The organism is Vibrio sp. SCSIO 43009, from assembly GCF_023716525.1.
Classification (GTDB): domain Bacteria; phylum Pseudomonadota; class Gammaproteobacteria; order Enterobacterales; family Vibrionaceae; genus Vibrio; species Vibrio alginolyticus.
Genome location: NZ_CP071842.1, coordinates 373,513 through 397,957, shown reverse-complemented (window position 1 = coordinate 397,957; position 24,445 = coordinate 373,513). Strand labels below are relative to the sequence as shown.

Below are 24,445 nucleotides of genomic sequence, written 5' to 3'. Positions count from 1 at the left end.
TTATTGTTTTACGTTTAAATCAAAAAGCTCTAGGTCCCACTGACGGTTACCACGCTTTAAAGTTACAAATTCACTATTAATGCTCGCGACGCGATAACCCTTAAATAGCTCGCCTTTTTCGACAAGTTTGTTATCCATAATCGCGATACAATCAGTACTTGGCTTACACACAATACTGTTGAGCTTAGGCAGTCGATACCGTTTAACTTTTGGTTTCGCTGACGTTTCAACCGCTGGCTTTTCCCAACCAAGTGGGGCCGTTGGGTCCTGGTTTGCCCAAGCGGTTCCTGCCGCTGCCATAACAAGCAATGAGATGATGAGTTTGTTAACCACCAATAAACTCCTCTCTAGATCCTAGTGTGTAGACTTCTAACACAAGCTTCGCTTTCGGGTACTCTTCGACTTTATAACTAAAGCTGCGCCAGTAATAACTCGCAGGAAGGCTCTCCAATTTATTCAGATAATTAGCAATAGAAAAATAGTCACCAGTCAGTTCCATACGAACAGGATGCACGTAGTAACCAGAGTATTGCGATGCTTCTTTATCTTCCGTTATTGGCTCAGATGGCAAGGTTTGCAGAGACAAAAGGTGAATGCCACTTTGCTGCTCCAACACATTTTCAAGCAGCTCAGCCATTTGCGAAGGTGTAATAAGATGCTCGATGATCTCCGCTAATTGCATCGAAAGATGCTGACTCTCAGCTAACAGATTAGATATCGCGCGATCAATCTCAGCATTTGGATCTTTCTTAAGTTGCGCCTGAATACGTAGCGTATCGATTTCAATCTTTTGATTGGCTTGCTTTAAATTACTTAGTTGCCTCTCATTACTGATGATATCGTTAAGCTTTGGCTCCAATACCAGCGTAAAGAGCAACATGATCACGACAACTAAACCGCACAATGCGGTGAGCACTTTTTCACGCGTACTCATTTCGCCAAAGCGCCCTTCTAATGAGAGCCAGAATTCGTTCATTTCTCTTTATCCTCGCGCGTTTTTAGTTCAAACGTCACAATATCCTTATCATTTCGACCTATTTTGACGTCGTCAAACGTTCGGCCAACCAAGCTAATTTCGTTTTTAAATTGGCTAACCCAATTTGGCACTGAGCTCGGTTTTTTCGCTAGTCCCTTCAGGTCTAAGGTATGGGTATTGATTCGAATTTCGGACAAAGAAATTTCTTGGTTTCCTAGCTTCGCTAATGATTGCATCACGCCAGAGTAACCCGTGCGTTGCGAGTCATCGTATTTCCCGACAGCTTTAAGCGAGTCTCGCTTCGCCTTGACTTCACGCTCTAAGCGGGCTTTAGCTGCCAGCTTATTATTGTCAGGTTGATGTTTACGTAGCTTGACTTGATAACGTTCAAGCTCTGACTTCATGATATCGCCTTTACTTTTTACAATAGCAATCTCATCTTCCAAACCGCTGCTCTGCCAAGTGACATAACCGTAAGAAAATAGAATTGCAGCCGCCGCAACGCCCCAAGATAACGCGATATTTTTTAGCGTCAGGAGCTCTTTTTTCGGTTTTAAGTAATCGGGATATAAGTTGACGCGTCGAGTATTTGAAGTAGCCGCAGTGTCAGCCAAAACATGCCCTGATAGCTCATGTTCTGGTGGTAATAACGGTGAAACCTTAGTACTTAAACGGTAGTTCAGAGCCTGAACAAGCTCGCTCTCATCCTCTTCATCACAGCACACTTTCAATTGATGTAATTGCACGTGGCGTAACTGAGATGAAAGATAGTCAATCGAACGTTGCAGTTCTAACGACAGACTGTCCATCTGTAAATCGCTAGACGGAACCCCCGTTAACGGTGGCGTCACACTGCGAATAGAGCGGTGGAACGCAATAGTATTTTCGACAAAAGCGCTTATACGGAAATGACCACGCACACTGCGTTGTAATAATAGGAAGTTTCCTAGTTCACCAGCAGTCTCTCCCCAAATATCGTCTTCAGGAAGAATGGCTTCTAATGGTAACTGGGCTCGATTGGCCAGTAACACAATCTTATCCAATATTTTTCGCGATAAGACGTATGCTTGCACTTTGGTTGAATTCGGTAACTCGACCGCATCGGCAATAATGTCGATAGCACGCTCAGAGATCAGTTCTTTCAACAAAAACGGTAATGCGGCTGGCCATTCTTGACGCGGCATGACCGGTTTGTCGATTTGGTACATCTGGTAATAGTTATGAGAAAGAATAACCGTTAATGAATCATACGCACTCGCTGCAACGCTCAATGCTTGCTCAACGGCTTTTTCCCAATTGGACTCAGAAATATCAAATTGGTATGGACGACTACTTTTGATTGAAGATGATAAATAAACGGCGTCTGGCTGAATAACCAAAAAGCAGGAGCGACCACCACTAGATGATCGCTTAAGCTTGTCGAATAGTGCTTTGAAATCCATGATTATTATCTTTATTTTTTCCGCCAGCGATTTCGTCTTCCCAATTTAACTTGGGATTCTGATTGAGAATTCGGCAACGCTTGGGGACGAGGAAGAAACTGCTGCTCCGCAGAAAAGTAACGCCCTTGCCCACCATAAACCCCGAGCTCAATTAATGTGTTGAGCTCGTTCTGATTCTCAATTCCCACTGCTATAATTTTAGTTTTACTGTTTGCCGCCGCACCTAGCATACTGCGGACAAATAGCTGGTTTTCATGTCGTTGGTCGATTTTTGCTACTAAACTGCGATGAAGTTTAAGGTAACGAATGTCCACTTCTTTTAAATAGTGAGTGCTGACGATGGTACGCCCAGCCTGCCCAACCATTAAGTGGCACCCTAAACCGGCCAGCATTTTAGCGACTGGTCGCATAAAGTCTAAGTGTCTTACAAATTGTGCTTCAACAAACTCAAAACTGAGACACTTTCTCTGCTCACGTGACAACTGTAAGAGTTCATCACGAAACCATTTAAAGTACTCTCGGTTAGAAAATGGCGTTACATTCAAATTGAGCGCATACGATCTTGAGTTATCAAAATTACCCTTAAACTCTCTTAAGAATTTATTAATAACCGACTTATCCATTTGCGCTTCATAACCAACCTGTCTGATCGCAGAAATGAACCGAGACGCTTTAACAATCCCATTCTCAGGATCGCGAATCCGACATGTTAACTCTTCATATAATGATTTTTTATGCGTCGCGTCACTTATTGGGTGCACAGATTGTGCGTAGAGTATCACACTTTCAGGTGTAAGTGCTGTGTCAAATAACGTTCTCCACCTCACACTTCCGCGAGCTTCTTCATCGTGGTTCCATTTTTTGAAGCGACTCCAATTATTGTTATTTTGTAGTTGCGCACTACGCAAAGCAGTCTCGGCTTCATCAATGATTTGGCTGTGTCGCTCACCTTCTTTATAAGTGGTGATGCCAATATGGCACCAGTTGTCTGGATCAAGTGGCTCTGGCGGCATTAACTTTTCTAACTGGCGAATGCATTGCGAGGCAAGGTTAGCCACATCTTTCGCACTTTGGTGCGGTAGAAAAAGCGCAAAATCAGCATCGTAATAACGGGAAAATACAACATCTGGGTATCGTTGAACTAAATTGGACAATAAACTCCCAACTTCAACAATAAACTCATCCGTAATTTGCTTATCTTGCTCTTCTTCAACCAGTTTCCAGTCTTGAATACGCACTAGCAACACGGCGCCGCGAGCCCCACTTTCTAGTAACGCCGATTCCAACTTGCTATCAAATAACACTCGGTTAGCGGTACCGGTTAGCTTATCAAGGAAGGTTTGAGTTCGAATAAAGGTATCAAATCGGCTTCGCTCTTGACGCGCATCTTGTAACTCTTCGATTAATACATCGAGCGCTTCACTGGCGGTGTAAGGCCATTCTTTTTTGTCACCTTTGGCATACTGCTCCACCCTACCAGCCAGGATCATTCTGCCTCGCTCTTCGAGCATTTCGGAGCCTTCTAATTGCTCCTTAAGCCATGCCACGCCGCGCATTAAGCAGAAGATGATCAATACAACGGCAAGCGTGATCGACCAAAGCGCCTGCATTGAGTAGCTGTAACCTAAGTAAGGGGGAATTGCTTTAAAGTGAATCGTGTAATCTTGATTGTGAGTCAGCTGATACTCTGCCTCAAACAAGACTGACGCTTCCATTTGATGAGAAGTATCTTTGAAGCGATAAACAACGGCGTTGTTGGTCGACAACGTCATTTCGACAATATTGGAAGCCTGCAGCATTTTCGGCATCCAGCGCTGCATAGAATAAGCGGCGTCAGGATCTTCCATCTCCTTGTCGACCACCTCTACGATCCCTTCTAAATAATGGGTGAGATATTCCTGCCCAAGACGTTTAAAAGAGAGGGTGCCACCGACAAACAAGATAAACATGGCGCAGATAACGATCATGGTGACAAAGGCCACCAGCCGTGTGCTTAACTTAAGAGTTGGGGTATACCTCATGAATACCAAATTCCTTTTTTATTCATCATATACCTTATTGAAATATTTATACTTGATAAGAGTTCATCAAACAATCGGATTAGTCTGATAGTGAGAGGCTGGAGCATAAAGAAAATCACACTCATTGATAAGTTTTATTGTTACGCCTAACCTTGCCAAGAGAAGCCTGTGAAATCATTAGATTGCGACAATAAAAAAGGCCGCGATATTCGCGGCCTTTTCGATTCAAGCATAAGCAGAATTTAGAACGGGATATCGTCGTCAAAATCCATTGGTGGCTCATTGTACTGCTGCTGTGGTTGCTGCGGAGCCTGTTGTTGTGGTTGCTGTTGCTGAGGCGCATTGTACTGCTGCTGAGCTGGCTGTTGAGGCTGACCCCATCCACCTTGCTGCTGCTGTTGACCGCCCATAGGTGCGCCGCCACCTTGAGCACGACCGCCAAGCATTTGCATCACACCATTGAAGCCTTGAACAACTACCTCAGTTGAGTAGCGATCTTGGCCACTTTGATCTTGCCATTTGCGAGTTTGCAGTTGCCCTTCAATGTAAACTTGAGAGCCTTTACGCAAGTACTCACCTGCTACTTCCGCAAGTTTGCCGAACAACACAACACGGTGCCATTCCGTTTTTTCGCGCTGTTCGCCAGTCGCTTTATCACGCCATGAATCAGAAGTCGCAATAGTAATGTTTGCTACTGCACCGCCATTCGGCATGTAACGAATTTCAGGGTCGTTACCTAGATTCCCCACCAAAATAACTTTGTTAATTCCACGGCTGGCCATGATGTGCTCCGTTTCACTCTGGATATATAAAATTTTAGCGCATTAGAATAGCACGCTTTAATGTTTTGATTAAAGTCTAATACCATTGTGATCTATTGAGTCATCCTCTAGAACCCAAATCGTATTTCAACTTACGTGTGTAGCATTTTTGATTCGCGTTGCAGACATCGTTTCGTGAAGCTTTGAATTCGAACGCATTTATTCAGTAAAGCGATGGTTATGGCCTCTCTTTAATGCCAGTTTATGGCTTCTATTGAACCCAGGGAGATTGGAACACGTGAGAAAGTCGGCTTACGCAAGAAAGCTATTTCTGATCAGCATGGAAGATAATGCGCAAAAAAAAGTGGCGGCACTCGAAAAGTACGTTGATATGAGCATCCCGGTGATTTCAACCGCAGCACTCATGGAAGCCAAGCCACAACACCGTAATAAAATTCTACTGATCGACTTCAGTGAACATAAATCACTTGTTCAATCGATCAAAAACTTGCCTCTTGTATGGAAAAACTTTGAAACCGTTGTCTTCAACGTGCCTAAAAGACTAACCACGGATGAACTTCTTTCATTTGGTCAATTAAAAGGTGTGTTTTATTCTGAAGATACGCTAGAGCAAATTGGAGAAGGGTTAAAAGGCATTGTTAACGGTCAAAACTGGCTGCCGCGTAATGTAACCAGTCAACTTTTACACTATTACCGCAATGTCATTAATACTCATACTGCACCAGCTACGGTAGACCTAACCATTCGTGAGCTACAAGTACTGCGTTGCCTACAAGCTGGCGCCTCGAACAGTCAGATGGCCGAGGAGTTATTCGTCAGTGAATTCACCATCAAATCGCACTTGTATCAGATATTCAAAAAGCTATCCGTAAAGAACCGAGTACAGGCAATCGCCTGGGCAGACCAAAACTTAATGTCTTGATGCAATGTGAGCGGCTCTGATAACTGAAATGACGAGTCGCTCATCTTTTTTCCGCACCGAGTCTCACATTTTTTCCTACTTTATTCATGATTCATTGATACCTCTCGTGTTAAAGTTATGCGCAGATTCTTGATAAAAACGAGATAGGATATTCCCCCAATGATAAAAAAATGTCTGTTCCCTGCTGCAGGCTATGGCACACGCTTCCTACCGGCAACGAAATCTATGCCAAAAGAGATGATGCCAGTCGTGAACAAACCGCTTATTGAATACGGTGTCGAAGAAGCAATCCAAGCTGGTATGAACGGCATGTGTATTGTGACAGGCCGTGGCAAGCACTCGATCATGGACCACTTTGATAAGAACTACGAACTGGAACATCAGATTAGCGGTACCAACAAAGAAGAGCTGTTGGTAGATATCCGTGAAATCATTGAATCTGCAAACTTCACTTATATACGTCAACGCGAAATGAAAGGCTTGGGCCACGCGATTCTAACTGGACGAGAATTGGTAGGCGATGAGCCATTTGCTGTTGTTCTTGCTGATGACCTTTGTGTGAACGAGCAAGAGGGCGTACTGGCTCAGATGGTGGCACTATTTAAGCAGTTCCGCTGTTCTATCGTTGCAGTGCAAGAAGTACCAGCCGAAGAAACGCACAAATACGGCGTTATCTCTGGTGAAATGATCAAAGACGACATCTATCGCGTAGACGACATGGTAGAAAAACCAGAGAAAGGCACGGCACCTAGCAACCTTGCTATCATTGGCCGCTACATCCTGACTCCCGATATTTTTGAACTGATTGAAAACACCGAACCAGGTAAAGGTGGTGAAATTCAAATCACTGACGCGCTGCTAAAACAAGCAAAAGCGGGCTGTGTATTGGCTTACAAATTCAAGGGCAAACGCTTTGACTGTGGTAGCGTTGAAGGTTACATCGAAGCAACTAACTATTGTTTTGAAAACCTGTATCTAAAAGATGAAAAAACCTCTGAGCTAGGTAAGCACGCAACACAAAAAGCAGTATAAAGCATCGTTATAGTACGAAATTACTGTATCGAAAGCCCAGCACAACGCTGGGCTTTTTACTTTACTGTTTTTTTATCCAGTAATTTTCTTTGCACATTTCTCACACTATGTAATACTTGCCCCACTTGGTTATACATAGAGCAAAAACGATGGATAAAATAGAAGTTCGCGGTGCCCGAACCCATAACCTTAAAGACATTAATCTTACAATCCCTCGCGATAAACTGATTGTCATTACTGGACTAAGTGGCTCCGGTAAATCCTCTCTCGCTTTCGATACATTGTATGCAGAAGGCCAACGACGCTACGTAGAGTCTCTCTCTGCCTACGCTCGTCAGTTTTTGTCTCTGATGGAAAAACCCGATGTCGACCACATTGAAGGGTTATCACCTGCGATTTCTATTGAACAGAAATCTACTTCTCATAACCCGCGTTCAACCGTCGGTACAATTACCGAAGTCTACGACTACTTACGTCTATTGTATGCTCGTGTGGGCGAACCCCGCTGTCCAACGCACCATGCCCCTCTTGCTGCGCAAACCATCAGTCAAATGGTGGACAAAGTCCTAGAGATGCCGGAAGGCAGCAAAATGATGCTATTGGCACCTATTGTCAAAGAACGTAAAGGTGAGCATGTTAAAACGCTTGAGAACTTAGCGGCTCAAGGCTTTATTCGTGCGCGTATTGATGGAGAAACTTGCGATCTTTCCGATCCTCCAACCCTTGAGCTACATAAAAAGCACACCATTGAAGTGGTGGTAGACCGCTTTAAAGTTCGTCCAGACTTACAACAGCGCTTGGCCGAATCTTTCGAGACCACGCTCGAATTATCAGGCGGAATTGCGGTTGTCGCGCCAATGGATGGCGACGGTGAAGAGATTATTTTCTCCGCCAACTTCGCTTGTCCACAATGTGGTTACAGCATGCAAGAGTTAGAGCCGCGACTTTTCTCATTCAACAACCCTGCTGGTGCATGTGGCACTTGTGATGGCTTGGGTGTTCAACAATACTTCGATCCAAGCCGAGTCATTCAAGATGATTCATTAAGCTTGGCACAAGGTGCGATTCGCGGTTGGGATCAAAAGAACTACTACTACTTCCAAATGCTCACCTCATTGGCCGATCATTATGGTTTTGACCTCCATGCCCCTTTTAATTCTCTGCCAAAGAAAACGCAAGATGTCATTCTAAAGGGCTCAGGTCGTACTGAGATTGAGTTTAAATACATCAACGATCGTGGCGATATTCGCGTTAAACGCCATCCATTCGAAGGTATTCTGAATACCCTAGAACGTCGCTATCGTGATACAGAGTCCAACTCTGTCCGTGAAGAGCTTGCAAAATACATCTCCACTAAATCTTGTTCAAGCTGTGGCGGTACTCGTCTACGCCTCGAAGCACGTAACGTGTTTATTGCTGATACGACACTACCTGAGATTGTTGAACTCAGCATTGCTGATGCATTGGAATTCTTCCATTCCTTGAAACTGGAAGGTCAACGCGCCCAAATCGCTGAAAAAGTGATGAAGGAAATCAACGACCGCCTGCAATTCTTAGTTAACGTCGGTTTGAACTACCTAAACTTATCACGCAGTGCAGAAACCTTATCAGGCGGTGAAGCTCAACGTATTCGTTTAGCAAGCCAAATTGGGGCGGGTCTTGTTGGTGTGATGTATGTTCTGGACGAACCGTCGATTGGTCTCCACCAGCGTGATAATGAACGCTTATTAAAAACGCTCACTCACTTGCGCGATTTAGGTAATACCGTACTTGTGGTAGAACACGATGAAGATGCGATTCGCTGTGCAGATCATGTCATAGATATTGGTCCTGGTGCTGGCGTACATGGTGGTAATGTTGTTGCGGAAGGCACCATGGAAGAGATAGTCGCGAATCCGAATTCTCTGACAGGTCAGTACTTAAGTGGTGTTAAAGAAATCGCAGTACCGAAAGATCGCACGCCGCGAGATCCGAAAAAAACGGTTGAGCTATTAGGCGCAACAGGTAATAACCTTAAAAACGTTAACCTTTCAATTCCTGTTGGGTTATTCAGCTGTATTACAGGGGTATCTGGCTCAGGTAAATCAACGCTGATTAATGATACTTTCTTTAAAATTGCGCATACCCAACTTAACGGAGCGACAACGGCTCAGCCTTCGCCTTATAAATCGATTAAAGGTCTAGAGCACTTCGATAAAGTCATCGATATCGATCAAAGCCCAATTGGCCGTACACCTCGCTCTAACCCTGCAACCTACACGGGGATCTTTACCCCAATCCGTGAACTGTTTGCAGGCACACAGGAGTCGCGTTCTCGCGGTTACAAACCGGGCCGTTTTAGTTTTAACGTACGCGGTGGTCGTTGTGAGGCCTGTCAGGGTGACGGTGTTATCAAAGTAGAAATGCACTTCCTACCAGATGTTTATGTGCCATGTGATGTGTGTAAAGGTAAACGCTACAACCGTGAAACGCTCGAAGTACGTTACAAAGGTAAAACTATTGATGAAGTGCTAGAAATGACGGTCGAAGATGCACGCACCTTCTTCGATCCAGTTCCTGCCATCGCTCGCAAACTACAAACACTGATGGATGTCGGTTTGTCGTACATACGATTGGGTCAAGCGGCAACAACACTCTCCGGTGGTGAAGCACAGCGTGTGAAACTGGCGCGAGAGCTATCCAAACGTGATACAGGAAAAACCTTGTACATTTTGGATGAACCAACAACCGGCCTTCACTTCCATGATATCCAGCAGTTGCTCACTGTACTGCACAGACTTCGCGACCACGGAAATACTGTCGTGGTGATCGAGCATAACCTGGACGTCATTAAGACTGCGGACTGGATTATCGATCTTGGTCCTGAAGGGGGTCAGGGTGGCGGCGAGATAATCGCTCAAGGCACTCCGGAAGATGTGTCGCAAATCGAGGGTTCGCACACAGCTCACTTCCTCAAGCCTATGTTGAAGTAGAAAAAACAGGTAAAGTATCGAGACCAGCAAGTGCTGGTCTTTTTTCATTCAAAACAACGCAATAACTATGGCTACTATACATGTAAGTGGAACAAAGCTTTCTCCCGAAAAAGTACAGGTTCCCCTCAATCGCAAGTTTCTCATTGCCTTGGCAACACTATTTGTGTTGGCAATGCACTTTTTCATGCCCAACCCCGGCGGTTCGGGGCTTTCGCTTTCGTTCAATGCGACAACTTGGATTGCTTTTAGCTTTGCATTAGGCATTGGGTGTTACCAACTTGCGAATAATCGAGTACTACGTTACTCAAAACTAACCATCGGCTTGTTCATTAGTGCTCTTATCATGACGGTGCCCATTCTGTACCCAAATGCGAATAGCAGTTTGGCAGCCAATAAGCTCATTGGCCTGTGGTGTGGTGTCCTGTTCTTTATTGTTTTACAACAATTTCATTTCAGTAATAAACATCGCCAACGCCTATTATGGTTCATTGTCCTTGCGGTTGTTATCGAAGCCATTTTTGGTCTGGCACAATATCTGTATCTCAAACCAGGCAATCCGTTTGGTTACGACACGGTGGCCAATCGTCCTTATGGTATTTTCCAACAGCCCAATGTAATGGCCAGCTTTCTTGCGACAGGGTTGGTGATTGCCAGCTATTTACTTGCACGTCAGCCCTACAAATACGACCGTAAGTTAAGTGATGTTTACCTTCTCTATGCCGTGCCAGTTTTAACTTTACCACTAATTGTGGCGTTGGCTTCACGCACTGGTTGGTTAGCCTCGGTCATCGCCGTGTTGTTGGTCATTCCATACATGTACCGCTTTGCAACCAAAGGGCGCTTTATCCGCTGGGTTGTGTCACTTGTAAGTGGGCTCTTACTCTCAGTCGTTGTCATGCATCTTGCCTTTCCTGATGGAGGTGGGTTAGCCGCAGAAAAAGTAAATATGGAGTCTCCTCGAGCGTATACTTTTCCGCAAACATTAGACATGGTGATTGAAAAGCCTTTTACTGGTTATGGATATGGCAAGTTTGAATCTGAGTACATGCTGTATACGGCTCGTCAACATGCCCTAAATGAGAATTACCCAGCTGGTTTGCCAGCCATGGATCATCCGCATAACGAGCTGCTTTACTGGGGAGTAGAAGGTGGCTTGCTGCCAATACTCGGCATCTTCTTAGCGATGGCACTGGTACTGTATCGAATCTATCAAGCCAAACGCGGAACTCGTCTTGCGTTGCTGGCCTTGTTTATACCTATCGTATTGCACTCACAACTGGAATACCCTTTCTACCACTCTCTCGTGCATTGGTTGATCTTCGTTATCCTACTGTACTGGGTCGATCAGCGCGTCTCTCGTTATCGACAAGTCGGCTTTAGTAATGTAACCAAAAGCTTGCTGCGTGTTTTTAGTTTGGTACTTCCCGTTGCGTTTACGTTTTACATGGTAAGCGCATTACATACGAATTATGTATTGACGAAGTTTGAGACCACTAGACCAACTAACCCTGATATTCTGAATCAAGTCAGTAACCCTGTAGTTTGGAAAGACAGGTTTGATTGGGATGTCTATAGCACGTTTTTAAACCTTGGGCTGTACCAACAAGACGCAACCTTGATTCAGCCTTATATCGATTGGTCGCTAAAAATCATCAAAGATAAGCCTCGCCCTGCATTTTATAATAATTTGATTTTGGCCTACCAAGGCTTAGATGACTCAAGTAAAGCGGAGCAAATTAGAGCTGAAGCGCAGTTTTTGTTCCCGAAGATTGATTTCAATGACGTCAATTACCAGCCACCTTCTCAAGCAATATCTGCCTCACCAGCCCCCACTTCAGGAGCTGAGTAATAAATACCAAAAAGCGAAGGGATGACCTTCGCTTTTCTTTATCTCATTGCTGTATGATTTTATTCAGTGAGTGACTCTTCTAACGCTTTTAAGCACAGCGCAACGTTTTCAGATCGAGCGCCGTAACCCATTAAGCCAATACGCCACGCTTTACCAGCTAATGCCCCAAGGCCTGCACCAATTTCTAGGTTATAGGTTTCTAGCAAGTGAGCACGAACTTTTGCTTCATCAACTCCTTCAGGCACGTAAATCGCATTTAATTGTGGCAACCGATGGGCTTCGTCCACAACAAATTCAAAGCCTAACTTTTGTAAGCCATTTTTGAGTTTTTCATGCATCAGTTGGTGACGAGCCCAAGCGTTTTCTAATCCTTCATTTTTCAGTATCAATAAAGCTTCATGAAGCGCATACAAGCTATTAACTGGCGCCGTATGATGGTAACTACGCTTGCCTTCTCCACTCCAATACCCCAAAACTAAACTCTGATCGAGGAACCAACTCTGTACTGGTGTTGTTCTTGCTTGAATCTTTTCAATCGCGGCAGGAGAAAACGTCACTGGTGAGAGCCCAGGTACACATGACAAACATTTTTGACTACCAGAGTAAACCGCATCCAGTTGCCATTCATCCACTTTTAACGGCACACCACCAAGTGACGTCACCGCATCAACAATAGATAATGCATTATGCTGTTTCGCCAGCTTACCCAATGCTTGAGCATCACTGACTGCACCAGTTGAGGTTTCCGCATGCACAAAAGCAAGAATTTTTGTATCTGGGTGCTGTTCGAGTGCTTGCTCGACTTTATCAATGGAAACAGGCGTCCCCCATTCATCATCGACGATAACAACTTCACCACCAGCACGGACGACATTTTCGCGCATGCGTTCACCAAATACACCGTTACGGCAGACGATCACTTTGTCGCCTTTCTCGATCAAGTTTACAAAGCAGGTTTCCATCCCTGCACTACCAGGGGCTGAAACCGCAATAGTGAATTCATTGTCAGTTTGAAAGGCATACTTCAATAGCTGCTTGAGCTCATCCATCATACCGATAAACAGAGGATCAAGGTGACCTACCGTAGGACGGCTTAGTGCTTGTAACACTTGAGGATAAATATCAGAAGGACCAGGTCCCATTAAAATACGGTGAGGCGGAATAAAGCTTTGGATCGACATGTCAGCTCCTTGATTATCTTTTATCCTGAGCATTCTAAAAGTTCTATTCAATAACATGGCTCAGGTGTAGGGTTCTTCACCCTAATAGATTTTTCCTCTATCAGCAATTAGCCGTAAGTATGGAGGTCAAACCAGTGTCACAAAATCGTTAATAAAAAACACCATAAAGGTTGAAATATTGATTGACATTAAGGCCTCAAAACCGTTCAATGTTTGAGCTTTATGTAGAAGAGGAGCGCTACCCAGGTAGATGATTTGTGGAACCGCAATTCCAACACCAATCATTGAGGGGGAGTAGTGCCGAGGTAAGTCAAAGTTGCAGGATTTGACTTGTCGGTTGAATTGGGCTGAATCCCATCAACTGTCATCAGCGCAGTCTGATGAAGGGCTTCTGAGGGTAAATTTTTCAAATAGCATTCTAAATACCTCTCTTTTTGCTCTGTTCCTTTTCTCACTAAACATTGGATGTACAATTTTTTAGGAAGTCGTGGGAGAACGCAGTGAGCGCATTTAACGTAGCTAAATTCGGTGGAACCAGTGTTGCCAACTTTGAGGCAATGAGTCGTTGCGCCACCATTATCGAAAACAATCCAAATACTCGCCTGGTCGTGAGCAGCGCTTGCTCTGGCGTCACCAACCTATTGGTAGAACTCGCCAACGGTGTTCAGGATCAAACGCACCGTACTGAGCTGCTGCAAAATCTGGCCAACATTCATGACGCCATTTTAACTCAGCTCGAAGACAGCACGAAAACTGCTGCCGAGGTGTATGGCATATTAGATACCGTAACCAGCCTGGCCGAGGCTGCATCTATCCAAGCTAGTGCGAAGTTAACCGATCATTTAGTCGCATGTGGCGAACTCATGTCGACGCATATTCTAACTCAGTTAATGTGTGAGCGAGGCATTCAAGCTGTGCGCTTTGATATCCGCGATGTGCTGCGTACTGATGACAACTTTGGTCGCGCGGAGCCAAACATTGAAGCAATTTCGACGCTTGCGCAAGATAAACTCGTACCACTTTGCCAACAATCCGTTGTTGTTACTCAAGGCTTCATAGGATCTGACGAAGCCGGTAATACAACAACATTAGGTCGAGGGGGCAGCGATTACAGCGCCGCCTTAATTGCTGAGAGCGTTAAAGCGGCAGGGCTAGAAATCTGGACTGATGTTCCGGGTATCTACACAACAGACCCGCGAATTGCACCAAAAGCCTCACCAATTCCCGAGATCAGCTTTAGTGAAGCTTCAGAAATGGCTAACTTTGGCGCTAAAATCCTTCACCCTTCTACGCTAGTACCCGCATTGCGCCACGACATTCCGGTATTTGTAGGGTCATCGAAAGAGCCAGAAAAAGGGGGAACTTGGATTCGCCACCAAGTCGAAAGCTCACCGTTATTCCGTGCGCTAGCTTTGCGTTGTAACCAAACCATGGTAACGCTACGCAGCGCCAATATGTTCCACGCATACGGTTTTTTAGCAAAGGTCTTTGAGATCCTTGCAAAGCATAAGATCTCTGTCGATTTGATCACGACATCTGAAATCAGTGTATCGTTAACACTTGATCAAACCGATACATCCGGCGGCGCGCCGCAGCTGCCGCAAGCTGCACGAGAAGAGTTAGAAGAGTTATGTAAGGTAGAAGTTGAACATGACCTATGCCTCGTTGCTCTCATTGGAAACAACATGAGTGAGAGTAAAGGCTACGCGAAACAGGTTTTTGGCACGCTAGAAGATTTTAACCTACGCATGATTTGTTATGGCGCTAGCCCTCACAACTTATGCTTCTTGCTCCATGAATCGGTATCGAAACAAGCCATACAAAAACTCCACACTGAGTTGTTTGAGAAGTAAGTTCAACTCAATAAAACAAAGGGCTGCGTATCTGCAGCCCTTTGTCGTTTCATTAGTTGTTACATTTGGACGAGGTAAACATCAATTTAACCGTTAATATTTGGCCCTAACCATTTTTCAGCCTCGATCCTATCCCACCCCTTACGATCGGCGTAACTCTCTAGCTGATCTTCTTGGATCTGTGCGATCGCAAAGTAACGTGAGTCAGGATGAGAGAAATACCAACCAGAGACTGACGCGCCCGGATACATTGCATAGCTGGAGGTTAGAGTCATACCAATGTTCTCTTCCACATTAAGTAACTCCCAAAGCGGTCCTTTTTCAGTATGTTCAGGACACGCGGGATAACCCGGCGCAGGGCGAATACCTTGGTATTTTTCACGAATGAGATCATCGTTAGATAAATCTTCATCAGCTGCATAACCCCAAATTTCTTTACGGACACGCTCATGCAAATACTCAGCAAACGCTTCGGCTAGGCGATCCGCCACCGCTTGAATCATAATTGCGTTGTAATCATCTCCCTGTGCTTTGTATTCATCAGCAAGCTCTCGTTCACCAATACCACCAGTGACAGCAAATGCCCCTATCCAATCATGTTTACCCGACTCTTTAGGTGCGATGTAGTCGGATAAACAATAGTTGAATCCTTTTGGTTTCTCGGTCTGTTGTCGCAAGTTACGTAATACTTTCACAACGTCGGTACGAGTTTCATCAGCATAAACTTCAATGTCGTCCCCCACGCTCGCAGCAGGGAATAAGCCACACATTCCACGCGCTTTTAACAGGCCTTCTCGCTCAACTCGATCAAGTATCTCGTTGGCATCTTCGAATAAACGTTTTGCTTCTTCACCAACTTCTTCATGTTGGAAAATTGTTGGATACTTACCCACAAGTGACCAAGTCATAAAGAATGGTGTCCAATCAATGTATTGACGTAATATAGCCACATCAAAATCATCGAAGATATGAATGCCAGGCTTAACAGGCACTGGAGGAGTATAAGCTTCCCAATCGATCGCAACTTTATTCGCTTGAGCAGCTTCTAATGTCACTGGTTTGGTTCTCGGTTTCTTTCGATTATGTTGATCACGTACTCGTTCGTAATCAGCTTCAAGTTTTTCAACAAATTCAGGGCGACGTTCATCTGACAGAAGAGAAGTACATACGCCCACTGCACGTGAGGCGTTGTTCACGTAAACCACTGGATGCTTGTAATTTTGCTCAATCTTAACTGCTGTATGGGCTTTTGACGTTGTTGCGCCACCGATGAGAAGAGGTAAGTTAAAGTCGAGACGCTCCATCTCTTTTGCAACATGCACCATTTCGTCTAATGAAGGCGTGATCAACCCTGATAAACCAATAATATCGACGTTTTCTTCTTGCGCTACTTTTAAGATCTTTTCGCAAGGAACCATGACACCAAGATCGATAATTTCGTAGTTATTGCACTGCAATACAACGCCAACGATATTTTTCCCGATATCATGTACATCACCTTTGACCGTCGCTAGCAAAATCTTACCGTTTGTTTGTCCCACCTGCTTTTCTGCATTGATGTAGGGCTCCAGATGCGCGACTGCTTGCTTCATCACTCGTGCAGATTTTACGACCTGAGGAAGGAACATTTTACCTTCACCAAACAAGTCTCCGACGACGTTCATCCCATCCATTAGTGGGCCTTCAATCACCTCTAATGGCTTTGAAGCGTTGACACGAGCCTCTTCGGTATCATCAACGATGAACTCAGTTATTCCTTTCACTAACGCGTGCTCTAAGCGCTTTTCAACAGGCCAAGTTCTCCACTCAAGTGCAGAGGCATCCTCCTCTTTACCTACCCCTTTGCCTGCATATTCCGCCGCGATATCTAACAATCTCTCAGTGGCGTCATCACGACGGTTAAGAACGACATCTTCCACAGCCTCACGCAATTTTTCAGGCACGTTATCGTAGATTTCTAACTGACCCGCATTCACGATCCCCATATCCATACCATTCTTAAAACAGTGGTAGAGGAATACCGCATGAATCGCCTCGCGAACATAGTTATTGCCACGGAAAGAGAACGAGACGTTAGAAACCCCACCCGAGATCATCGCGTGTGGTAAATCACGTTTGATATCGCCAACGGCTTCAATGAAATCCACCGCGTAGTTATTATGCTCCTCGATCCCCGTAGCAATGGCAAAAATGTTTGGGTCAAAAATGATGTCTTCTGGTGGAAAGCCTACTTCATCAACAAGAATTCGGTAAGCGTTGGTACAAATTTCTACTTTGCGCTCACGTGTATCTGCTTGCCCAATCTCATCGAACGCCATCACAATCACAGCCGCACCGTAACGGCGGATCAACTTAGCTTGTTCAACGAATTTCTCTTTGCCTTCTTTGAGAGAGATCGAGTTAACAATGCCTTTGCCTTGGATGCACTTAAGACCAGCTTCAATAACCTCCCACTTGGAAGAGTCGACCATGATTGGTACTTTGGATATTTCAGGTTCTGACGCACAAAGGTTTAAAAATCGAACCATACAAGCTTGTGCATCCAACATGCCTTCATCCATGTTGATATCGATAATTTGAGCGCCATTTTCAACTTGTTGACGAGCCACATCGAGCGCTTCGTCGTACAGTTCTTCTTTAATCAAGCGCTTAAAACGCGCAGAACCGGTTACATTCGTACGCTCACCGACATTGATAAATAAAGAGTCTTTATCAATCGTGAGCGGCTCTAAGCCAGACAAGCGACAAGCAACGGGAAGTTCAGGTAATTGACGAGGGGCGATATTTTCAACCGCGAGTGCCATTTGGCGAATGTGCTCAGGAGTTGTACCACAACACCCACCAATCAAGTTTAAAAAGCCACTTTGAGCCCACTCTTTAACATGCTTAGCCATATCTTCTGGCGACAAATCGTATTCGCCGAATGCATTAGGAAGCCCAGCATTTGGGTGAGCGGAAACAAAAGATTCTGATATACGCGAGAGCTCTTCAACATAAGGACGCAGTTCATCCGGGCCAAGTGCACAGTTCAAACCAAATGAAATCGGTTTAACATGACGTAATGAGTTGTAAAACGCTTCTGTGGTTTGACCGGATAATGTTCTACCGGAAGCATCAGTAATAGTCCCCGAGATCATCACAGGTAACTCAATGCCCATCTCTTCAAACACACTTTCAACAGCAAATGAACAAGCCTTAGCGTTAAGAGTATCGAAGATGGTCTCGATAAGAATAAGATCAGAACCACCTTTAATCAGCGCTCGAGTCGATTCAGAGTAAGCCTCAACTAACTCGTCGAAAGAAACATTTCGATATCCAGGGTCGTTTACATCAGGAGAGATAGAACAAGTGCGGTTCGTCGGCCCTAAAACCCCTGCGACATAACGCGGTTTATCGGGTGTTTTTTCGGTCCATTCGTCTGCAACTTCACGTGCAAGCTTGGCAGCTGCAAAGTTAATTTCTTCACTTAGGCTTTCCATCTCGTAGTCAGCCATCGCAATGGTTGTTGCGTTAAACGTGTTGGTTTCGAGAATATCTGCACCCGCTTCTAAATATGCAGCGTGAATTTCCTTGATAAGTTGAGGCTGACTTAGAACCAACAGGTCGTTGTTACCTTTTAGATCACAATGCCAATCCGCAAAGCGCGTTCCTCGATAGTCTTGCTCTTCAAGTTTGTATCCCTGAATCATGGTTCCCATACCACCATCAATCAAAAGAATACGTTGCTTCAATTGAGCTTCAATCTGTTGTCTTACGTTACTTCCCACAGTACAGCCTCATTCCTTTAGTTATCTTTCCATCCTATCACACAAACTTCAGGAGTCTAGACGTCTAAACGTGGAATTAATGATTATTTTATCTCCTTCTTAACTTACAAAATAATCACGAAAAAATGTTTGCTATTTAAGCAGCATCAGCCGAGAATTCCATTCATAAAATGTTACAAATAGAGAGCTCTATGTCGGTCTATCATACTTTATGTTTTCTATCCGCAGCTGCGATGCTAATTGCTTTTGTAAACAGCAAGATAGGAAAGATGCAAACCACCATTGCGATTACCGCAGGTTCAATGGTGCTTTCACTTCTAATCTTAATTGCGGGTCAAAACAACTGGTTCCATCTCACCGAAATTGCAACGGAGACGGTCACAAGGATTAACTTCGAAGATTTCTTGCTCAAAGGCATTCTTGGCTTCTTACTATTTGCTGGTGGACTAGGCATCAAACTCCCGAACCTTAAAGATCAAAAGTGGGAGATCACTGTTTTAGCCCTTGGAGCTACACTGTTTTCTACGTTCTTTATTGGATTTGCGCTGTATGGGTTTTGTCAGTTAATTGGCATCCAATTTGATTTGGTCTACTGCTTACTATTTGGTGCTCTAATATCGCCAACTGACCCAATCGCTGTATTGGCTATTGTGAAAAAACTCGATGCTCCTAAACGTATCTCCACTCAGATTGAAGGAGAATCGCTCTTCAATGATGGCTTCGGTTTGGTTATCTTCGTCACTCTATTTACGATTGCATTTGGCACTGAGGCACCAACTGTAGGTAGTGTCACCTTACTCTTCATCCAAGAAGCTATCGGTGGTATCACATATGGTTTCGTCCTCGGTTTGCTATTCCACTACTTGATCAGTGCCACCGATGATCACTCAATGGAATTGTTACTTACCATTGGTGTCCCAACAGCAGGTTACGCATTTGCTGAATACATCCATGTATCAGGCCCACTAGCAATGGTTGTATCCGGTATTATGATTGGCAACTGGACACGCTTTATTGGCTTTTCAAAAGAGAGTGAAGATCACCTTGACCATTTTTGGGAGCTTGTTGATGAGTTCTTGAATGGCGTGTTATTCCTACTGATCGGCATGTCGATGCTGCTGTTTGAATTCCACAAAGAAGACTGGATCATGATGGCTATTTCAGTCCCTCTTGTACTAGCAGCTCGCTATTTAAGCGTATTTCTCTCGTACATTGGCTTTAAGCGTTACAGAAAATATAACCCGTGGTCAGTACGTATTTTGACGTGGGGCGGCTTACGCGGGGGCCTTGCATTGGCAATGGCACTTTCCATTCCATCTGGTATTTGGGTGATTCAAGATAAGTTAATCGATGTAAAAGAGATTATTCTTGTAATGACCTACTCCGTCGTTGTTTTCTCTATCCTCATTCAAGGCTCAACAATCACTCCAATGATTGAAAAAGCAAAAGCAGAAGAGAACAACCAAGCAATAACCACTCCGGAACATACGGAGACAGTGGACTCTTAAAGACACGTAACTTAATAAATCAAAAGCAGCTACCTAGCTGCTTTTTTCATAACTAATTTTCAGACTCCCCTTCAAGGACGAAGGCTCCTTATTCTTTGATATACCATCAAATATACGAAGAATCGCTACGCTACATTTTCATAGATACTAACTATTGCTGATAGATAGTATTCATAGACGAGCCTTTTAATTTACCCATTTTTATCTGTATCACTTCTCTTCCCTTGGCAATATAGGCTCCTCGCAAACATCAAAGCTAAACTTCCACAATACTTAGCAATGAGCGAGTTTGTATTTTTATGAGAAAGAGGCATTTAGGGTAATTGCGTTCAGAACCCAAACAGGTTAGCAACCTCACCAAGATAAAACTGAGCTAGCATTCAGGTAGATCAAAGCCTTAACAGAAATGTAGCCCCCCTCCCTCTTGATCTCAGTGAGACTAAACTTGTATTCAAAGTCGTCCTGTTTTCAAATTAGAAACAAGCGACACTTCAAACAATTAAACTCTGTCACATAACTAGATTTTCTAATATCGAATAAAAGGAGCTTTGGTGAATGAAGAGGCTCAAAACTAGCGCTCGAGACTGCAGAAACCACACAAAACTGCGTTCCACTTCACTCATAACAGGGCTTAGAAAGCATAGCCAGAGGGAAGCCTGCCTCTAGATGCAAGGTTTCAATATGAAAGTGGATTTAAGGTAAGTCGGGGAACCAAAACGAAAAAAGCCTCAGTCTTTCGACTGAGGCTTAATGTAAGTGGCGGAGTGGACGGGACTCGAACCCGCGACCCCCGGCGTGACAGGCCGGTATTCTAACCAACTGAACTACCACTCCGCAGTGGTATCACTCGCTTTAATAAGCAAGTGTCCCCTTTTGTCTTCACTTTTCGAAAAAGTGAAAATAAAACTAAAGCCTGGCGATGTCCTACTCTCACATGGGGAAGCCCCACACTACCATCGGCGCTATTTCGTTTCACTTCTGAGTTCGGCATGGAAGTCAGGTGGGTCCAAAACGCTATGGTCGCCAAGCAAATTCTTTAATCTGGAAAGCTGTTTTTTAATTCTCGTTCTTACACATTCAATGTTCTTTCATTGAGTCCATCAAAACCCCTTGGGTGTTGTATGGTTAAGCCTCACGGGCAATTAGTACAGGTTAGCTCAACGCCTCACAACGCTTACACACCCTGCCTATCAACGTCGTAGTCTACGACAACCCTTTAGGATACTTAAAGTATCAGGGAGAACTCATCTCAAGGCTCGCTTCCCGCTTAGATGCTTTCAGCGGTTATCGATCCCGAACTTAGCTACCGGGCAATGCGTCTGGCGACACAACCCGAACACCAGAGGTTCGTCCACTCCGGTCCTCTCGTACTAGGAGCAGCCCCTTTCAATTCTCCAACGCCCACGGCAGATAGGGACCGAACTGTCTCACGACGTTCTAAACCCAGCTCGCGTACCACTTTAAATGGCGAACAGCCATACCCTTGGGACCGACTTCAGCCCCAGGATGTGATGAGCCGACATCGAGGTGCCAAACACCGCCGTCGATATGAACTCTTGGGCGGTATCAGCCTGTTATCCCCGGAGTACCTTTTATCCGTTGAGCGATGGCCCTTCCATTCAGAACCACCGGATCACTATGACCTGCTTTCGCACCTGCTCGAATTGTCATTCTCGCAGTCAAGCGGGCTTATGCCATTGCACTAACCTCACGATGTCCAACCGTGATTAGCCCACCTTCGTGCTCCTCCGTTACGCTTTGGGAGGAGACCGCCCCAGTCAAACTACCCACCAGGCACTGTCCGCAACCCCGATAAGGGGTCGACGTTAGAACATCAACACTACAAGGGTGGTATTTCAAGGACGGCTCCACGCAATCTAGCGACTGCGCTTCAAAGCCTCCCACCTATCCTACACATGTAGGGTCAATGTTCAGTGCCAAGCTGTAGTAAAGGTTCACGGGGTCTTTCCGTCTAGCCGCGGGTACACTGCATCTTCACAGCGATTTCAATTTCACTGAGTCTCGGGTGGAGACAGCGTGGCCATCATTACGCCATTCGTGCAGGTCGGAACTTACCCGACAAGGAATTTCGCTACCTTAGGACCGTTATAGTTACGGCCGCCGTTTACCGGGGCTTCGATCAAGAGCTTCGACCGAAGTCTAACCCCATCAATTAACCTTCCGGCACCGGGCAGGCGTCACACCGTATACGTCATCTTGCGATTTTGCACAGTGCTGTGTTTTTAATAAACAGTTGCAGCCACCTGGTATCTGCGACTCTCAATAGCTCCATCCGCGAGGGACTTCACCGTCGAGAGCGTACCTTCTCCCGAAGTTACGGTACCATTTTGCCTAGTTCCTTCACCCGAGTTCTCTCAAGCGCCTTGGTATTCTCTACCCGACCACCTGTGTCGGTTTGGGGTACGATTCCTTACAATCTGAAGCTTAGAGGCTTTTCCTGGAAGCATGGCATCAATGACTTCACATCCGTAGATGCTCGACGTCGTGTCTCAGCCTTAAGAGAAACCGGATTTACCTAATTTCTCAGCCTACGCACTTGAACCTGGACAACCGTCGCCAGGCCCACCTAGCCTTCTCCGTCCCCCCATCGCAATTGTAAGAAGTACGGGAATATTAACCCGTTTCCCATCGACTACGCCTTTCGGCCTCGCCTTAGGGGTCGACTTACCCTGCCCCGATTAACGTTGGACAGGAACCCTTGGTCTTCCGGCGAGGAGGTTTTTCACCCCCTTTATCGTTACTCATGTCAGCATTCGCACTTCTGATACGTCCAGCATGCGTTACCACACACCTTCAACCGCTTACAGAACGCTCCCCTACCCAATGCACTAAAGTGCATTGCCGCAGCTTCGGTTTACTACTTAGCCCCGTTACATCTTCCGCGCAGGCCGACTCGACCAGTGAGCTATTACGCTTTCTTTAAATGATGGCTGCTTCTAAGCCAACATCCTGGCTGTCTGAGCCTTCCCACATCGTTTCCCACTTAGTAGTAATTTGGGACCTTAGCTGGCGGTCTGGGTTGTTTCCCTCTCCACGACGGACGTTAGCACCCGCCGTGTGTCTCCCGGATAGTACTTACTGGTATTCGGAGTTTGCAAAGGGTTGGTAAGTCGGGATGACCCCCTAGCCTTAACAGTGCTCTACCCCCAGTAGTATTCGTCCGAGGCGCTACCTAAATAGCTTTCGGGGAGAACCAGCTATCTCCAGGTTTGATTGGCCTTTCACCCCTAGCCACAAGTCATCCGCTAATTTTTCAACATTAGTCGGTTCGGTCCTCCAGTTGATGTTACTCAACCTTCAACCTGCCCATGGCTAGATCACCTGGTTTCGGGTCTATATCCAGAGACTGAACGCCCAGTTAAGACTCGGTTTCCCTACGGCTCCCCTAGATGGTTAACCTTGCCACTGAATATAAGTCGCTGACCCATTATACAAAAGGTACGCAGTCACAGGACAAGCCTGCTCCTACTGCTTGTACGTACACGGTTTCAGGTTCTATTTCACTCCCCTCACAGGGGTTCTTTTCGCCTTTCCCTCACGGTACTGGTTCACTATCGGTCAGTCAGTAGTATTTAGCCTTGGAGGATGGTCCCCCCATATTCAGACAGGATATCACGTGTCCCGCCCTACTCGATTTCACTGAACACACGTCGTCAACTACGGGACTATCACCCTGTATCGTCGGCCTTTCCAGGCTGTTCGTCTAACGCGTGTAAAGCTTAAGGGCTAGTCCAATTTCGCTCGCCGCTACTTTCGGAATCTCGGTTGATTTCTTTTCCTCGGGGTACTTAGATGTTTCAGTTCCCCCGGTTCGCCCTGTTGAGCTATGTATTCACTCAACAGTAATACCTTATGGTATTGGGTTTCCCCATTCGGAAATCCCAGACTCAAGTGGTTTTTACTACCTAATCTGGGCTTATCGCAAGTTAATACGTCCTTCATCGCCTCTGACTGCCAAGGCATCCACCGTGTACGCTTAGTCACTTAACCATACAACCCGAAGGAGTTTCGAGTTGATAATCAAATCACCAAAGTTGTCTCTCATTATTTGAATGAGCGAGAGACATATCGATTTTGCCGGACTCATCTCTTTACCTTCATTTTTAGAAAAAATGAAAA

13 protein-coding genes, 1 tRNA gene, 2 rRNA genes and 1 riboswitch are annotated in these 24,445 nt (G+C 45.2%); of the genes, 6 read left to right on the top strand and 10 right to left on the bottom strand.

The window, feature by feature from the left end:
• The 5 genes from J4N43_RS01850 to J4N43_RS01830 all read right to left on the bottom strand — a co-directional run bounded on the left by J4N43_RS01850 (nucleotide 1) and on the right by J4N43_RS01830 (nucleotide 5,221).
• The gene (locus J4N43_RS01850; protein ID WP_005381196.1) at nucleotides 1-333 is read right to left on the bottom strand and encodes a hypothetical protein; all 333 of its coding nucleotides are present in this window, start codon (nucleotides 331-333) and stop codon (nucleotides 1-3) included.
• Nucleotides 326-976 carry a type II secretion system protein GspM gene (locus J4N43_RS01845; RefSeq protein ID WP_158159801.1) on the bottom strand — a complete coding sequence of 217 codons (651 nt, stop codon included), beginning with the start codon at nucleotides 974-976 and terminating at the stop codon, nucleotides 326-328. The genes J4N43_RS01850 and J4N43_RS01845 overlap by 8 nt, the downstream gene beginning before the upstream one ends.
• Complete coding sequence (locus tag J4N43_RS01840) at nucleotides 973-2,418, bottom strand: MSHA biogenesis protein MshI (protein WP_158159802.1); 1,446 nt, start codon at nucleotides 2,416-2,418, stop codon at nucleotides 973-975. The genes J4N43_RS01845 and J4N43_RS01840 overlap by 4 nt, the downstream gene beginning before the upstream one ends.
• Before the next feature lie 11 nt (nucleotides 2,419-2,429).
• Entirely contained in the window at nucleotides 2,430-4,439 is a 2,010-nt protein-coding gene (gene csrD / locus J4N43_RS01835) for an RNase E specificity factor CsrD (RefSeq protein WP_158159803.1), read from the bottom strand.
• Between the two features lie 242 nt (nucleotides 4,440-4,681).
• Nucleotides 4,682-5,221 (bottom strand): single-stranded DNA-binding protein, encoded by a 540-nt coding sequence (locus tag J4N43_RS01830; protein ID WP_005387798.1) that lies wholly within the window; start codon nucleotides 5,219-5,221, stop codon nucleotides 4,682-4,684.
• A 277-nt stretch (nucleotides 5,222-5,498) separates the two neighbouring features.
• On the opposite strand from J4N43_RS01830, the gene J4N43_RS01825 reads away from it, so the two are divergent.
• From J4N43_RS01825 to J4N43_RS01810, 4 genes are all read left to right on the top strand, one after another.
• Nucleotides 5,499-6,143, top strand: a complete 645-nt coding sequence (locus J4N43_RS01825) for a LuxR C-terminal-related transcriptional regulator (RefSeq protein WP_005381237.1) — start codon at nucleotides 5,499-5,501, stop codon at nucleotides 6,141-6,143.
• Between the two features lie 159 nt (nucleotides 6,144-6,302).
• Nucleotides 6,303-7,175 (top strand): UTP--glucose-1-phosphate uridylyltransferase GalU, encoded by an 873-nt coding sequence (gene galU / locus J4N43_RS01820; protein WP_005381239.1) that lies wholly within the window; start codon nucleotides 6,303-6,305, stop codon nucleotides 7,173-7,175.
• Between the two features lie 149 nt (nucleotides 7,176-7,324).
• Nucleotides 7,325-10,147, top strand: coding sequence for an excinuclease ABC subunit UvrA (gene uvrA, locus J4N43_RS01815; RefSeq protein ID WP_005381241.1), 2,823 nt, complete (start codon nucleotides 7,325-7,327; stop codon nucleotides 10,145-10,147).
• Nucleotides 10,148-10,214: 67 nt separating this feature from the next.
• Complete coding sequence (locus tag J4N43_RS01810; RefSeq protein ID WP_158159804.1) at nucleotides 10,215-11,996, top strand: PglL family O-oligosaccharyltransferase; 1,782 nt, start codon at nucleotides 10,215-10,217, stop codon at nucleotides 11,994-11,996.
• Between the two features lie 59 nt (nucleotides 11,997-12,055).
• On the opposite strand, the gene J4N43_RS01805 is transcribed toward J4N43_RS01810, so the two are convergent.
• Nucleotides 12,056-13,177: a pyridoxal-phosphate-dependent aminotransferase family protein gene (locus tag J4N43_RS01805; protein ID WP_033907426.1), complete on the bottom strand. Its 1,122-nt coding sequence runs from the start codon at nucleotides 13,175-13,177 to the stop codon at nucleotides 12,056-12,058.
• A 220-nt stretch (nucleotides 13,178-13,397) separates the two neighbouring features.
• A riboswitch (Lysine riboswitch) is annotated at nucleotides 13,398-13,576 on the top strand.
• Between the two features lie 101 nt (nucleotides 13,577-13,677).
• Between J4N43_RS01805 and lysC the strand changes: the two genes are divergently transcribed.
• Nucleotides 13,678-15,030 carry a lysine-sensitive aspartokinase 3 gene (gene lysC / locus J4N43_RS01800; protein WP_017821324.1) on the top strand — a complete coding sequence of 451 codons (1,353 nt, stop codon included), beginning with the start codon at nucleotides 13,678-13,680 and terminating at the stop codon, nucleotides 15,028-15,030.
• 86 nt (nucleotides 15,031-15,116) lie between these two features.
• Here the strand turns inward: lysC and metH are convergent, their stop codons facing one another.
• Nucleotides 15,117-18,797 (bottom strand): methionine synthase, encoded by a 3,681-nt coding sequence (gene metH, locus J4N43_RS01795; protein ID WP_158159805.1) that lies wholly within the window; start codon nucleotides 18,795-18,797, stop codon nucleotides 15,117-15,119.
• Nucleotides 18,798-18,988: 191 nt separating this feature from the next.
• Between metH and J4N43_RS01790 the strand changes: the two genes are divergently transcribed.
• Nucleotides 18,989-20,305, top strand: coding sequence for a cation:proton antiporter (locus J4N43_RS01790; RefSeq protein WP_158159806.1), 1,317 nt, complete (start codon nucleotides 18,989-18,991; stop codon nucleotides 20,303-20,305).
• 757 nt (nucleotides 20,306-21,062) lie between these two features.
• On the opposite strand, the gene J4N43_RS01785 is transcribed toward J4N43_RS01790, so the two are convergent.
• The 3 genes from J4N43_RS01785 to J4N43_RS01775 all read right to left on the bottom strand — a co-directional run bounded on the left by J4N43_RS01785 (nucleotide 21,063) and on the right by J4N43_RS01775 (nucleotide 24,316).
• Nucleotides 21,063-21,139: transfer RNA gene (locus J4N43_RS01785), tRNA-Asp, on the bottom strand.
• Between the two features lie 77 nt (nucleotides 21,140-21,216).
• A 5S ribosomal RNA gene (rrf, locus tag J4N43_RS01780) occupies nucleotides 21,217-21,333 on the bottom strand.
• A 93-nt stretch (nucleotides 21,334-21,426) separates the two neighbouring features.
• Nucleotides 21,427-24,316 (bottom strand): 23S ribosomal RNA (locus J4N43_RS01775).
• Between the last annotated feature and the right edge of the window lie 129 nt (nucleotides 24,317-24,445).

Excerpts from the sequence above, each read along its gene's own strand:
- J4N43_RS01845 (WP_158159801.1), bottom strand. The coding sequence starts at position 976 with ATGAACGAATTCTGGCTCTCATTAGAAGGGCGCTTTGGCGAAATGAGT.
- J4N43_RS01840 (WP_158159802.1), bottom strand. The coding sequence starts at position 2,418 with ATGGATTTCAAAGCACTATTCGACAAGCTTAAGCGATCATCTAGTGGT.
- csrD (WP_158159803.1), bottom strand. The coding sequence starts at position 4,439 with ATGAGGTATACCCCAACTCTTAAGTTAAGCACACGGCTGGTGGCCTTT.
- J4N43_RS01830 (WP_005387798.1), bottom strand. The coding sequence starts at position 5,221 with ATGGCCAGCCGTGGAATTAACAAAGTTATTTTGGTGGGGAATCTAGGT.
- galU (WP_005381239.1), top strand. The coding sequence starts at position 6,303 with ATGATAAAAAAATGTCTGTTCCCTGCTGCAGGCTATGGCACACGCTTC.
- uvrA (WP_005381241.1), top strand. The coding sequence starts at position 7,325 with ATGGATAAAATAGAAGTTCGCGGTGCCCGAACCCATAACCTTAAAGAC.
- J4N43_RS01810 (WP_158159804.1), top strand. The coding sequence starts at position 10,215 with ATGGCTACTATACATGTAAGTGGAACAAAGCTTTCTCCCGAAAAAGTA.
- J4N43_RS01805 (WP_033907426.1), bottom strand. The coding sequence starts at position 13,177 with ATGTCGATCCAAAGCTTTATTCCGCCTCACCGTATTTTAATGGGACCT.
- J4N43_RS01790 (WP_158159806.1), top strand. The coding sequence starts at position 18,989 with ATGTCGGTCTATCATACTTTATGTTTTCTATCCGCAGCTGCGATGCTA.